Annotated in this window: 12 protein-coding genes and 1 riboswitch; of the genes, 8 read left to right on the top strand and 4 right to left on the bottom strand. The window is 66.5% G+C overall.

Annotation, left to right across the window (positions count from 1 at the left end):
• Window positions 1–4 precede the first annotated feature (4 nt).
• The 5 genes from cobF to P9A16_RS29685 are packed head-to-tail and all read left to right on the top strand — an operon-like array spanning window position 5 to window position 4,269.
• Window positions 5–784 (top strand): precorrin-6A synthase (deacetylating), encoded by a 780-nt coding sequence (gene cobF, locus P9A16_RS29665; protein WP_023512816.1) that lies wholly within the window; start codon window positions 5–7, stop codon window positions 782–784.
• Window positions 781–2,139, top strand: coding sequence for a precorrin-3B synthase (gene cobG, locus P9A16_RS29670; RefSeq protein WP_278026273.1), 1,359 nt, complete (start codon window positions 781–783; stop codon window positions 2,137–2,139). The genes cobF and cobG overlap by 4 nt, the downstream gene beginning before the upstream one ends.
• Entirely contained in the window at window positions 2,136–2,768 is a 633-nt protein-coding gene (locus P9A16_RS29675) for a precorrin-8X methylmutase (protein WP_023512818.1), read from the top strand. Before cobG ends, P9A16_RS29675 begins: the two co-directional genes overlap by 4 nt.
• Window positions 2,765–3,508: a precorrin-2 C(20)-methyltransferase gene (locus tag P9A16_RS29680; RefSeq protein WP_023512819.1), complete on the top strand. Its 744-nt coding sequence runs from the start codon at window positions 2,765–2,767 to the stop codon at window positions 3,506–3,508. The genes P9A16_RS29675 and P9A16_RS29680 overlap by 4 nt, the downstream gene beginning before the upstream one ends.
• Window positions 3,505–4,269 (top strand): precorrin-3B C(17)-methyltransferase, encoded by a 765-nt coding sequence (locus P9A16_RS29685; RefSeq protein WP_023512820.1) that lies wholly within the window; start codon window positions 3,505–3,507, stop codon window positions 4,267–4,269. The genes P9A16_RS29680 and P9A16_RS29685 overlap by 4 nt, the downstream gene beginning before the upstream one ends.
• Here P9A16_RS29685 and P9A16_RS29690 read toward each other — a convergent pair.
• Window positions 4,233–5,003 (bottom strand): cobalt-precorrin-6A reductase, encoded by a 771-nt coding sequence (locus P9A16_RS29690; RefSeq protein ID WP_037409004.1) that lies wholly within the window; start codon window positions 5,001–5,003, stop codon window positions 4,233–4,235. The two genes, P9A16_RS29685 and P9A16_RS29690, sit on opposite strands and share 37 nt — an antisense overlap.
• Here P9A16_RS29690 and P9A16_RS29695 point away from each other — a divergent pair.
• Both P9A16_RS29695 and cobM read left to right on the top strand, forming a co-directional pair.
• Window positions 4,996–6,258, top strand: a complete 1,263-nt coding sequence (locus P9A16_RS29695; RefSeq protein ID WP_023512822.1) for a bifunctional cobalt-precorrin-7 (C(5))-methyltransferase/cobalt-precorrin-6B (C(15))-methyltransferase — start codon at window positions 4,996–4,998, stop codon at window positions 6,256–6,258. The genes P9A16_RS29690 and P9A16_RS29695 overlap by 8 nt on opposite strands.
• The gene (gene cobM, locus P9A16_RS29700; protein WP_024271353.1) at window positions 6,255–7,019 is read left to right on the top strand and encodes a precorrin-4 C(11)-methyltransferase; all 765 of its coding nucleotides are present in this window, start codon (window positions 6,255–6,257) and stop codon (window positions 7,017–7,019) included. The genes P9A16_RS29695 and cobM overlap by 4 nt, the downstream gene beginning before the upstream one ends.
• A 56-nt stretch (window positions 7,020–7,075) precedes the next feature.
• Here cobM and P9A16_RS29705 read toward each other — a convergent pair whose 3' ends face one another.
• Window positions 7,076–7,936: a LysR substrate-binding domain-containing protein gene (locus P9A16_RS29705; protein WP_037409000.1), complete on the bottom strand. Its 861-nt coding sequence runs from the start codon at window positions 7,934–7,936 to the stop codon at window positions 7,076–7,078.
• A gap of 78 nt (window positions 7,937–8,014) precedes the next feature.
• On the opposite strand from P9A16_RS29705, the gene P9A16_RS29710 reads away from it, so the two are divergent.
• Window positions 8,015–9,049: a YeiH family protein gene (locus P9A16_RS29710; protein WP_023516531.1), complete on the top strand. Its 1,035-nt coding sequence runs from the start codon at window positions 8,015–8,017 to the stop codon at window positions 9,047–9,049.
• A 6-nt stretch (window positions 9,050–9,055) separates the two neighbouring features.
• Here P9A16_RS29710 and metH read toward each other — a convergent pair whose 3' ends face one another.
• Together metH and P9A16_RS29720 are read right to left on the bottom strand one after the other, a co-directional pair.
• Window positions 9,056–12,847 (bottom strand): methionine synthase, encoded by a 3,792-nt coding sequence (gene metH, locus P9A16_RS29715; protein WP_024271352.1) that lies wholly within the window; start codon window positions 12,845–12,847, stop codon window positions 9,056–9,058.
• Window positions 12,848–12,930: 83 nt separating this feature from the next.
• Complete coding sequence (locus tag P9A16_RS29720) at window positions 12,931–13,140, bottom strand: hypothetical protein (RefSeq protein WP_023514825.1); 210 nt, start codon at window positions 13,138–13,140, stop codon at window positions 12,931–12,933.
• A gap of 100 nt (window positions 13,141–13,240) precedes the next feature.
• Window positions 13,241–13,457, bottom strand: a riboswitch (cobalamin riboswitch).
• Window positions 13,458–13,498: the final 41 nt, after the last annotated feature.

A 13,498-nucleotide genomic window follows, 5' to 3' on the forward strand; every position in this document is an offset into this window, starting at 1 on the left:
GTTTTTGAGAAAGATACTGGTCATCGGGATCGGCGCGGGCAATCCCGAGCACATGACTGTTCAGGCAATTCAGGCGCTGAACCGGGCCGATGTGCTGCTCATTCCGACGAAGGGCGATGAAAAGGCCTTTCTGGCCGATGCGCGCCGCGAAATCTGCGACCGTTTCCTCGACAATGCCGCTTGCCGCATCCTCGATTACACCGTACCGGTGCGCCGCGCCGACGGAAGCTACGAGGATGGCGTCAACGATTGGCACCGTGCCATCGCGGCCATCTACGAACGCACTCTCCTCAACGAGACCGGTGCGGACGAGACGCTCGGCCTGCTCGTCTGGGGCGATCCGATGCTCTATGACAGCACGCTGCGTATTATCGATCATGTGCGCACGGCCGGCCGTGTCGCCTTCGAGATCGAGGTCATTCCCGGCATCACCAGCGTCCAGGCGCTCTGCGCCAGCCATGCCATCACGCTCAACCGCATCGGCCTGCCGGTCGAGATCACCACAGGCCGCCGCCTTGCCGGCGCCTGGCCGGAATCCTCGCGCGATGCGCTCGTCATGCTCGACGGCGTCGAAGCCTTTCGGACGGTCGAGGATCCGGAAGCGGAGATCTGGTGGGGCGCCTATCTCGGCACGCCGCACGAGATCCTGTTGTCCGGCCGGCTTTCCGACGTCGCCGATACGATCAGCGAGACGCGCCGAAAGGCGCGCGCCGCGCATGGCTGGATCATGGACACCTACCTGATCCGTCGCCCGGCGCCCGAAGCGGAGGAGGGCGCGGCATGACGGTGACCTGTGCGATGCTTCCGGGCCCCCTGGGCGAGATCGGCGCGTTGCGGCGCGGCGCCTGCCCTTCCCTCGCCACTCCGATGCGGACTGGCGACGGCCTGCTGGTGCGCCTGCGCCCCACCGCGGCGGCCCTCACCGCGCACGATCTCCTTGCGCTTGCCGATCTGGCGCGGGCGCATGGCAACGGCCTTATCGAAATCACCGCGCGCGGCAATCTCCAGCTTCGCGGCCTTACGGATGCTTCCGTTCCGCACCTTGCCGTCGGGCTCGCCGCGGCCGGCATCGTCCCGCAGACGGGCGTTGCCATCGAAGTGCCGCCGCTTGCCGGCATCGATCCGTCCGAACTTGCCGATGCCGCGCCGCTTGCCGATGCACTGCGGGCGGCTCTTGCCGATGCCGCTCTTGTTCTCGCGCCGAAGCTTGCCGTCGTCGTCGATGGCGGCGGTGTGTTGTCTCTTGCCGACATGGTTGCCGATATCCGCCTCGATGCGGTCGCACGCATACGAGGTCTTGCCTGGCGGCTTTCCCTCGGTGGTGATCGCATGACGGCGCGGGCCGTTGCGCTGCTGCCCGGCGAAAAGGCTGTCGACGGCGTGATGACAGTCGCCGCTGCCCTTGCCGCCATCGGGCCGGCGGCGCGGGGGCGGGATCTCGATCCAACGCTGCTGGCGGCGGCTCTCGGTGCGGCTCCGGTGCCGCCGATTCCGGTCGCTTCACCCGTTCATCCGCTCGGTGTACACGGGATCGGAGACGAAACGGTTCTGGGGCTCGCCCCGGCCTATGGTCAGATCCATGCCGATCGGTTTGCCGCCCTGACACGGGAGCTGGTCGCCTGTGGCGCAACGGAGTTCCGCCTCGCGCCGCATCACGCGCTGCTGGTACGCGGGCTCTGCGCGGAAACGGTGGCCGCCGCGCAGGCCTGTGCGACGCGGGGACGTGTCTGGAGCACGCAGGATGCGCCGGGGCGGACCGTCTCCGTCTGTGCCGGTTCCGCCGGCTGCGCTTCGGCCAGCTTCGATACCCACGCCGCCGCCGATGCCCTTGTGGCGGGAGCCGGCGATCTCCTGGACGGTTCCTTCGACGTGCATGTTTCCGGCTGCCCGAAGGGCTGCGCCCATCCGGCCGCGGCCGCGGTCACGCTTTGCGGCACTGCCGCCGGCGTCGGTCTTGTTCTTGGCGGGCGTGCGGGCGATGGCGCCGCCGCGATCCTGCCCGCCGATGCGCTGCGGCCCGCCCTGCATCGTCTCGGTGCCCTCCTGCGCGCGCGTCGTGCGGACGGCGAGACGGCGGGAAACCTCATCGACCGCACCGCGTCCGACACCCTGGTTTCTGCTTATCAAGGCCAACAATGACCGATTACGACTACATCAAGGATGGCACGGCCATCTACGAAAAATCCTTCGCGATCATCCGCGCCGAAGCCGATCTCTCCCGCTTTTCCGAAGAGGAATCGGACGTCGCCGTGCGCATGATCCATGCCGCAGGCCTCGTCGAGGCGGCACCGCATTTCGTTTTCTCTCCCGGTTTCGTCACGGCGGCGCGCGGCGCGCTCCAGGCCGGTGCGCCGATCTTCTGTGATGCCGAGATGGTCGCGCGCGGCGTGACGGCCGCCCGCCTGCCGGCCGGCAACGAGGTGCTCTGCATGCTGCGCGATCCGCGCACGCCCGACATCGCCCGGGATATCGGCAACACGCGCTCGGCCGCGGCCATCCGCCTCTGGCTCGATCGTCTCGCCGGTTCCGTCGTCGCTATCGGCAATGCGCCAACGGCGCTGTTCTACCTGCTGGAATTGCTGCGCGACGGCGCGCCGAAGCCGGCGGCAATCCTCGGCATGCCGGTCGGTTTCGTCGGTGCCGCGGAATCCAAGGATGCGCTTGCCGAAAATTCCTACGACGTGCCCTTCGCCATCGTGCGGGGTCGCCTCGGCGGCAGCGCCATGACGGCCGCGGCGCTCAATTCTCTGGCGAGGCCGGGGCTATGAACAGGGTGGCGACGGTGACGGGACGACTTTATGGCGTGGGCACGGGACCGGGCGATCCGGAACTCCTGACGCTGAAGGCGGTGCGGGCGATCGGCGAGGCGGATGTGCTCGCCTACTTCGCCAAGGCCGGCCGCGCGGGCAATGGGCGGGCGATCGTCGAGGGTCTCTTGAAGCCCGGAATGGCGGAGCTGCCGCTCTACTATCCGGTGACGACGGAAATCGACAAGGACCACGACGACTACAAGCGCCAGATCACCGCCTTCTACGATGCCTCGGCCGCCGCCGTTGCGGAGCACCTTGCCGCCGGCCGCACGGTCGCCATCCTCTCGGAAGGCGATCCGATGTTCTACGGCTCCTACATGCATCTCCACGTGCGGCTCGCCGATCGGTTCCCGACCGAGGTCATTCCCGGAATCACGGCCATGTCCGGTTGCTGGTCGCTGTCGGGCCTGCCCATCGTGCAGGGTGACGACGTGCTCTCCGTGCTCCCGGGCACGATGGGCGAGGGCGAGCTGTCACGCCGCCTCGTCGACACCGAGGCCGCCGTCATCATGAAGGTCGGCCGCAACCTACCGAAAATCCGGCGGGCGCTGGAAAAGGCCGGCCGGCTCGGCGAGGCGATCTATGTCGAGCGCGGCACCATGCCGACCAGCCGGTCGATGCGGCTTTCCGAAAAGCCCGACGACACCGCGCCCTATTTCTCGCTGGTGCTCGTGCCGGGCTGGAGCGGCCGCGCATGACCGGCCGGCTTTTCGTGATCGGCACCGGGCCGGGCAATCCGGACCAGATGACGCCGGAGGCAAGACAGGCGGTCGAGGCTGCGCGCGAATTCTTCGGCTACTTTCCCTATATCGACCGGCTGAACCTCCGGCCGGACCAGATCAAGGTCGCCTCCGACAATCGCGAGGAGCTGAACCGGGCCGAAGCCGCACTGAAGCGGGCGGCCGAGGGTGTCGATGTCTGTGTCGTCTCGGGCGGTGATCCCGGGGTCTTCGCCATGGCGGCGGCCGTCTGCGAGGCGATCGATGCGGGACCGGACGAGTGGAAGGCGGTCGATCTCACCATCGTGCCCGGTGTCACCGCCATGCTGGCGGTCGCCGCGCGCATCGGTGCGCCGCTCGGCCATGATTTCTGCGCGATCTCGCTTTCCGACAACCTGAAACCCTGGGAGATCATCGAGAAGCGGCTGCGCCTGGTGTCCGAGGCGGGTCTTGTTGTCGCGCTCTACAATCCGATCAGCAAAGCGCGGCCCTGGCAACTCGGCCGGGCCTTTGAAATCCTGCGGGAGACGCTTCCGGCGACAACGCCCGTCATCTTCGGCCGTGCCGCGGGTCGCCCGGATGAGCGCATGCTGGTCATGCCGCTCGGCGAGGCCGAGGCGGAGCGTGCCGACATGGCGACTTGCGTCGTCATCGGTTCGCCGGCAACGCGCGTCATTTCCCGTCCGGGCCTGCCGGATCTCGTCTATACGCCGCGTTTCCTCGAAGAGCCGACGAGATGATCGGCGAGCCGCACCGCATCCTGGACGGTTCCTGCGTGGTGGCCACCCTGCGCCTCTGCCCGATCGACCAGAACGACGGGCAGGCCGAGACTGCGCGCCGCGACGATCTTGCCATAGGTGGCGTCTCCACCGGAATTCTTGCTGACGACGACATCGATACGATGGCCGCGCAGAAGTTCGACCTCCGCGTCCACGGTAAACGGGCCGCGGGCGAGCAGATAATCGACATCGGGTGCGGCAAGCGGCGGGTCGACGGGATCGACGCTGCGCACGAGATAGTGGTGCTGCGGCGCGGCGTCGAAGGCCTTCGCCTCCTGGCGGCCGATGGCAAGGAACACGCGGCGCGGCACTTTGCCGAGCGCGCCCACGGCCTCCGTCATATTGGCGACGCGCGTCCAGCGGTCACCCTCCACCATATCCCAGCCGAGCCGTTCCAGCCGCAGCAGCGGAATGCCGGTCGCCGCGCTGGCGGCGCGGGCATTGGCGGAGATCTGCCGGGCGAAGGGATGCGTCGCGTCGATCAGGAGATCGATGGCCTCGTCGCGCAGATGGGCCGAAAGCCCCTCGACGCCGCCGAAGCCGCCGGTGCGCACGGGTACGGGTTGCGGCGCGGGGTCGAGCGTGCGGCCGGCGAGCGACAGCGTGACGGCAAGATCGGTTCTGTCGGCGAGCACGCCTGCAAGGTCGCGGGCTTCCGCCGTGCCGCCCAAGATGAGGATGCGTCGTTTGTCCACGCCTGATCAGTCCCTTTCGACAGCCGCTCCCTGGCTTTCCATCGTCGGGATCGGCGAAGACGGTCTAGCGGGTCTCGGCGACGAGGCCAAGGCCGCGATCGGCCGCGCGGAGATCGTCTTCGGCGGCGCGCGGCACCTGGAGCTTGCCGATGCGGCGATCCGTGGCGACCGCCATGGCTGGCTCAGTCCCTTCGAGCGCTCGGTGGAGGCTGTTCTGGCTGCGCGCGGCAGGGCCGTCGTCGTGCTCGCCTCGGGCGATCCCTTCTTCTATGGCGTCGGCGTCACGCTCTCCCGGCGCATCGCGCGGGCGGAGATGCGCGTTTTTCCTGCCCCCTCTGCCTTCAGTCTCGCTGCATCGCGTTTGGGCTGGGCCCTGCAGGACACGGTCTGTGTTTCGCTGCACGGCCGCCCCGTCGACCTGATGCGCCCGCACCTGCATCCCGGCTGCCGTATCCTGGCGCTGACCTCGGACAGCGACGGGCCGGCGGCGCTTGCCGCTCTTCTGGCTGAAAGCGGGTTCGGCGGCTCGGCGCTAACTGTGCTGGAAGCCCTCGGTGGCGCACGGGAACGAGTGAGCCACCATCGGGCCGGGCAGTTCGCCCTCGATGAGGCCGACATGCTGAATGTCTGCGCGGTGGAGATTGTCGCCGGAGACGGGGCGCGGGTGCTCGCCTACACGCCGGGCCTCGACGACGGGCTGTTCGAGCATGACGGCCAGATCACCAAGCGCGAGGTTCGCGCGCTGACGCTCTCGGCTCTCGCGCCGCGCCGCGGCGAGCTTCTCTGGGATATCGGGGCCGGCTCGGGCTCCATCGGTATCGAATGGATGCTGGCCGACCCCTCGCTCAGGGCCATCGCCGTCGAGGGCCATGCGGAGCGGGCCGCTCGCATTCACCGCAATGCCGGGTGCTTCGGTGTACCGGGTCTTGCGGTGGTCGAGGGCATGGCGCCGGAGGCTCTGGTGGGGTTGGCCGCGCCGGATGCGATCTTCATCGGCGGTGGCGGCAGCGAGGCGGGCGTCATGCCGGCGGCGATCGACCGCCTGAAACCGGGTGGCCGGCTTGTCGCCAATGCGGTGACAACGGAAATGGAAGCTGTGCTCCTCGCCCAGCACGCCCGGTTCGGCGGTTCGCTGATCCGGATCGACATCGCGCGTGCATCGCCTGTCGGGCAGATGACGGGCTGGCGGCCGGCCATGCCGGTCACGCAGTGGGCCTGGGTGAAGCCGGCGCAACCTATCGAGGACCAAATATGACTGTTCATTTCATCGGCGCCGGCCCCGGTGCTGCCGATCTCATCACCGTGCGTGGCCGTGATCTCATCGGCACCTGCCCGGTCTGCCTCTATGCCGGCTCCATCGTGTCGCCGGAACTCCTGCAATATTGCCCGCCGGACGCACGCATCGTCGATACGGCGCCGATGTCGCTCGACGAGATCGAGGCCGAATATCTGCGCGCCGCCGCGGCGGGCGAGGATGTGGCGCGGCTGCATTCCGGCGATCTCTCCGTCTGGAGTGCCGTCGCCGAGCAGATCCGCCGGCTGGAAAAACACGGGCTCGCCTACACGCTGACGCCGGGCGTGCCTTCCTTTGCCGCCGCCGCCGCCGCGCTCGGGCGTGAGCTCACCATTCCCGCCGTCGCCCAGAGCCTCGTGCTCACCCGTGTTTCCGGCCGTGCCTCACCGATGCCGAACCGCGAGACGCTGGCGAATTTCGGCGCGACGGGGGCGACGCTGGCGATCCACCTCGCCATCCACGCACTGGACAAGGTCGTCTCGGACCTGACACCGCTCTATGGTGCGGATTGCCCGGTGGCGATCGTGGTGAAAGCCTCCTGGCCCGATGAGCGCGTGGTGCGCGGCACCCTGGCGGATATCGCGGCGAAGGTCGCCGAGGAGCCGATCGAGCGCACGGCGCTGATCTTCGTCGGCCGCTCGCTCGGCGCTGAGGATTTTCGCGAAAGTTCGCTCTACGATCCCGCATACCAGCGCCGGTTCCGGGGGCGCGACGGACTATAAAGCCATCCCAGCCAAAGTGTACGGCGGTTCGCGTTTCGAAGAAAAGCGGAAATGATCTAGGCCAGCTCGGCCTCGAAGGCGAGCGAGGCCCGGGAGCGGTAGCGCTCCTTGTGGCGGAGCAGGCGGAAGGCGCGTTCCGGCAGTTCGAAGGCGATGCGGGCCATCCGGCCGGCGGCAAGGTCGTCCTTTACGACGAATTCGGAGACCGCTGTCAGCGTCTGGCCGACGAGAACGGCGCTGCGCACGGCTTCGTTGGAAGGCAGGGAGAGCGCGATGTCGAGCGCCTCCTCGGGCAGCGCCGCCGTCAGGGCACGCCGCGTGCCCGAGCCTGGTTCGCGCAGCACCCAGCGGGCGGCGGCCAGGTCGTCCGCATCGATATCGGGCTTGCCGGCGAGCGGATGGCCCGACGGCGCGACGATGACGACCCGGTCGCGCGCCACCACGCGCTGGACGAGGGCAGGGTGGTCGATCTCGCCTTCGACGAAACCGAGTTCCGCCCGCCCGTCGAGAACCGCTTCGGCAGCTTCGTCGGTGTTGCCTCCGGTCAAGCGGATGTCGATCGCCGGATAGGTCTTGCGGAAATGCATGAGACGCGGCGGCAGCCAGTAGCCTGCGATGGTCTGGCTGGCGGCAAGCGTCAGCGTGCCGCGTTTCAGGCCGCCGATCTCGGTGAGGAAGAGGTCTGCACTGCCCGCCCGCGCCAGCGTGGCTTTCGCCTCCGGCAGGAAGGCCTCACCCGTCTCGGTCAACTCGATCCGCCGCCCCGTACGATGGAACAGCGCGATGCCGTAGCGCTCCTCCAGCACGCGGATGGCCGAGCTGACGGCCGAGGGCGTGAGGTTCAGTGCCTCCGCGGCCCTCGTCAGGTGCTCCCGTTCCGCCACGGCGACGAAGATACGGAGTTGTTCCAGCGTCATCATCTGTTCGATCCAGTCGAATGAAATGTCCGATATTTACCGATGGATCGAACAGGTTTTCAAGCGCATCGTCCGCACATGGAAAATTCGCCTAATAAATCATCATTCCTTGGAATTCGTGTACTTCTGCCCGGGGTATTGCTCTCCGGCTTCGTGTCGGGCCTCGCCGTGCTCGCCGAGCGGCTGGAAATGCACCTGTCGGGCGGGGCGTGGATCGAGGCGTTGGTGTTGGCGATCCTGATCGGTGCCGTCTGCCGCCTGCTGCTGAAACGGCCGGCGGTGTTCGATCCCGGCATCGCCTTTTCCGCGAAGTACTTCCTTGAAATTGCGATTGTGCTTCTCGGTGCGGGCGTCAGCGCCACGGCAATTGCCGGCATGGGCTGGCTGCTGATCGGGGCGATCGCGGCGGTGGTGGGCGTCGTTCTCCTTGCAAGCTATGCCATCGGGCGCGGCCTCGGCCTCTCCCGCACTGTTGCGTTGCTGGTTGCCTGCGGCAATTCGATCTGCGGCAACTCTGCCATCGCCGCGACGGCGCCGGTCATCCGCGCCGATGCGGAGGACGTCGCTTCCTCCATCGCCTTCACCGCCGTTCTCGGCATGGTCACGGTGCTGCTGCTGCCGGTGCTGGTGCCATTGCTCGGCCTTTCGGCGACGGGCTACGGCGTGATGGCGGGCATGACGGTCTATGCGGTGCCGCAGGTGCTGGCCGCCACCGCCCCGGTCTCCGCGCTCAGCATCCAGATCGGTACCTTCGTCAAGCTCGTGCGCGTGTTGATGCTGGGGCCGGTGATCTTCTTCCTGTCGCTTGCAGCAGGTAAGGAGAGCGGTCGTCGCCCGGCGCTGCACCGGCTGGTGCCATGGTTCATCCTCGGCTTCCTCGCTATGCTCGCTGTGCGCAGTTTCGGCCTGATCGATGCGGGGCTTGCCGAAGGCATGGCGCGCGCTGCGACCGTACTGACCATCCTCTCCATGGCCGCCCTCGGCCTCGGCATCGACCTCAGGCGCGTGATGCGGGCCGGCCCGCGGGTGACGGCCGCAGTCGTCCTGTCGCTCGGCGTGCTGGTCGCCGTGAGCTATGGCATGGTCGTGTTCTTGAACCTTGCGACGGCCTGAGGAAACTCAGGCCGCGTTTTCCCGTGCGGTCACTGGCACGTAGTTGAGTACCGGGCCGAGCCAGCGCTCCACTTCCATGACGGTCATGCCCTTGCGGCGGGCATAGTCCTCCACCTGGTCCCGCTCCACCTTGGCGACGCCGAAATAGTAGCTTTCCGGCGAGGCGATGTAGAGGCCGGAGACGGAGGAGCCGGGCCACATGGCAAAACTCTCGGTGAGTTCGACACCGATTTGCTTCTCGGCATCGAGCAGGCGGAAGAGCGCCGTCTTCTCCGTATGGTCCGGCTGGGCGGGATAGCCCGGCGCGGGGCGGATGCCGGCATAGGGTTCGCCGATGAGGTCGGTTGGGGAGAAGGTCTCGTCCGGCGCATAGGCCCAGAGTTCCTTGCGCACATACTCATGCATGCGCTCGGCAAAGGCCTCGGCGAAGCGATCGGCCAGCGCCTTGACGAGGATCGAGTTGTAGTCGTCATTCGCCCGCTCGAAACGTTCGGCGATGGCGATCTCCCCGATGCCGGCCGTGACGACGAAGCCGCCGAGATAATCCGGCTTGCCACTGTCGACAGGCGCCACGAAATCGGAAAGGGCGACATTCGGCCGTCCGTCGCGTTTCGAAAGCTGCTGGCGCAGTGTGAAGAAGGTGGCGAGGTCCTTGTTTCGTGCCTCGTCGGTGAAGAGGCGGATGTCGTCGCCCACGGTTCCGGCCGGCCAGAAGCCGACGACGGCTTTCGGCGTGAACCATTTTTCGGCGATGATCTTTTCCAGCATCGCCTGCGCATCGGCAAAGAGCTGGCGGGCGGCGGGGCCCTGTTTCTCATCGTCGAGGATTTTTGGATAGACACCCTTCAGCTCCCAGGTCTGGAAGAAGGGGGTCCAGTCGATATAGCGGGCGAGATCCGCGAGGTCCCAGTCCTGCCAGACGCGCGTGCCGAGGAAGGACGGCGTCTTCGGCCGGTAGGCAGACCAATCAGCCTTGAAGGCATTTTCACGGGCCTTGGCGAGCGGCAGGCGCTGTTTTTCGGCCTCGCTGCGGGCGTGGGCATCCGCGACCTTGCGGTATTCAGCCTTCAGCGTCTCGACATAACCGGGTTTCATGTCAGCCGACAGCAGGCTGCCGACCACGCCGACGGCGCGGCTGGCATCGGTGACGTAGACGGTCTGGCCGCGGTCGTAGCGCGGATGGATCTTCACCGCCGTATGCACGCGGCTCGTCGTCGCCCCGCCGATGAGGAGGGGGATGTCGAAGCCTTCACGCTCCATTTCGGCGGCGACATGCACCATCTCGTCGAGCGAGGGGGTGATGAGGCCGGAGAGGCCGATGATGTCGACCTTTTCGGCCTTTGCCGTCTCAAGAATCTTCGTTGCCGGCACCATGACGCCGAGGTCGATGATCTCGTAATTGTTGCAGGCGAGCACGACGCCGACGATGTTCTTGCCGATATCGTGCACGTCGCCCTTGACGGTCGCCATCAGGATTTTGCCGGCGCTCTGGCGCTCGCCGCTGCCGCCATTGGCGAGCTTTTCGGCCTCCATGTAGGGCAGCAGCACGGCGACGGCCTGTTTCATCACGCGGGCGGATTTCACCACCTGCGGCAGGAACATCTTCCCTGCGCCAAAAAGGTCGCCGACGACGTTCATGCCGGCCATCAGCGGGCCTTCGATGACGTGCAGCGGGCGCTCGGCGTTCTGACGAGCCTCTTCCGTATCGATCTCGACGAATTCGGTAATACCGTTGACGAGCGCGTGTTCGAGGCGCTTTTCGACCACCCAGTCGCGCCAGGCGAGGTCACGCTCCTTGGCCTCCTTGCCGGCAGCGCCCTTGAAGTGCTCGGCAATCTCCAGAAGGCGTTCGGTAGCGGTGCCGCCGGTCTTCGGCACGCGGTTCAGCACAACGTCCTCGCAGGCCTCGCGCAGGTCCGGCTCGATCGTGTCGTAGACGGCGAGCTGGCCGGCATTGACGATGCCCATGTCCATGCCCGACTGGATGGCGTGGTAGAGGAAGACGGCGTGCATCGCCTCGCGCACAGGCTCGTTGCCGCGGAAGGAGAAGGAGAGGTTGGAGACGCCGCCGGAAATGTGGGCATGCGGCAGTGTTGCTGTGATCTCTGCCGTCGCCTCGATGAAGTCGACGCCGTAATTGTCGTGCTCCTCGATGCCCGTCGCGACGGCGAAGATGTTCGGGTCGAAGACGATATCCTCGGGTGCAAGGCCTGCAACGTCGGTGAGCAGCTTGTAGGCGCGTGTGCAGATTTCCACCTTGCGTGCCTTCGTGTCGGCCTGACCCTTCTCGTCAAAGGCCATGACGACGACGGCGGCGCCATAGGCGCGCACGAGCTTGGCATGGTGAAGGAAGGCCTCTTCGCCCTCCTTCAGCGAGATGGAATTGACCAGCGGCTTGCCCTGCACGCATTTCAGGCCTGCCTCGATCACCTCCCATTTCGAACTGTCGATCATCAGCGGAACACGGGCGATGTCAGGTTCTGCGGCGATGAGGTTCACATATTCCGTCATGGCCTTGGCGGAATCGATCAGGCCCTCGTCCATGTTGATGTCGATGACCTGCGCGCCGTTCGCCACCTGGTCGCGCGCGACATCGAGCGCCGCGGCATAGTCGCCCGCGGTGATCAGCTTGCGGAATTTCGCCGAGCCCGTGACGTTGGTGCGCTCGCCGACATTCACGAAGGGGATAGCCTCGGTCAGCGTGAAGGGCTCGAGGCCCGAGAGGCGCATGTGGCGCGGTATGTCGGGGATTGCGCGCGGTGCGTGGCGTGCGGCGGCCGCCGCAATGGCGCGGATATGGTCCGGCGTCGAGCCGCAGCAGCCGCCGACGATGTTGACGAGGCCATCGCGCATGAAGCCCTCGATCTGGGCGGCCATTTCCTCCGGCGTCTCGTCATATTTGCCGAAGGCGTTCGGCAGGCCGGCATTGGGATAGGCGCAGACGAAGGTTTGCGCGACGGAGGAGATCTCCGCGAGATGGGCGCGCATGGCGTTGGCACCGAGTGCGCAGTTGAGGCCGATGGAGAAGGGATCGGCGTGGCGTACCGAGTTCCAGAAGGCTTCCGGTGTCTGACCGGACAGCGTGCGGCCCGAGAGGTCGGTGATCGTGCCCGAGATCATGACGGGCAGCTCGATGCCCTTTTCCTCGAAGACTTCGCGGGTGGCGAAGATCGCCGCCTTGGCATTCAGCGTGTCGAAGATCGTCTCGATCAGGATGATGTCGGCGCCGCCGTCGATGAGGCCGCGCAGCTGGTCCGCATAGGCGCGCTTGAGGTCGTCGAAGGTGACGGCGCGGTAGCCGGGATTGTTGACGTCAGGCGAGATGGAGGCCGTGCGGTTCGTCGGGCCGAGTGCGCCGGCGACGAAGCGGCGGCGGCCGTCCTTTTCGGTGGCCCTGAGGCCGGCGCGGCGGGCAAGGCGGGCGCCGTCACGGTTCAGTTCATAGACCATGTCCTCCATGCCGTAATCGGCCTGGGCGATGGTCGTGGAGGAGAAGGTGTTGGTTTCGAGAATATCCGCACCGGCCAGCGCGTAGCGATAGTGGATGTCCTCGATCGCGCCGGGCTGGGTTAGTGTCAGGAGGTCATTGTTGCCCTGCTGGTGACATGCGCAATCGCCGAAGCGATCGCCGCGGAAATCCTCTTCCACCAGCTTCAGCGTCTGGATTTCCGTGCCCATGGCGCCGTCGAGCACCAGGATGCGCTCGCGTGCGGCGGCCTGAAGGGCAGCGAGAATCTCGCGCCCATCGCGTGGCGGCAGTTCAGGTCCGAACAGGGTGTCCAGGTGCGATTCGGCCACGGCAAAGCCCTCCGGTGCAATAATCCTGCACCGGAAATCACATAAAGATATCTTTATGTCAATATGTCTTTATGCCTTAGCAGTCAGTGCATCGGTCGATTCGACCCGGCCAGGGAGGCGAACAGCGCCTTCAGTCTGGCGATGTCGGGATCGACCTTTTCATAGCGCGAGAGTTTCTGGACCTCCTTCAGCGCCTCGACGGCAAGGTCGGCGCCGTGTGGCTGCCAGAGCAGCCAGGAGATGAAGATGGATTCCGGTTTCCCGGCGAAACCATTGTCGGTGATGGCAAGCATTTCTTCCCCAATCGGAAAATTGGGGGATGACCGGACGCACGCTGCTGGAACTTCGCCCGGAGGCGACAAGCAAGCGCACCACTGGGACACCCCGCCCATGGACGTTACGACTGTCAGGGCAGGTCTCCTGGCTTGCGGGTCATCGCGTCTGTCTCGCCTTCCCGGTGAAATCCACCAGTGGCATGGAGCGACAGCAGCTCGCCGTTCACAGTTGCGGGGGCAGCGCCGGTCTTGGTGCTCCTTTCGGAGCATCGCACCGGCTTCCCTCTTAGCCTCCGAGCCAATCGACTCGGAAGACCCTGACGGCGTCAAACTGGCTTGGCGCCGGCACCGAGTCAATGGTGCAAGGCTCCGTTCG

Source organism: Shinella sp. 838 (assembly GCF_029623935.1).
GTDB lineage: Bacteria > Pseudomonadota > Alphaproteobacteria > Rhizobiales > Rhizobiaceae > Shinella.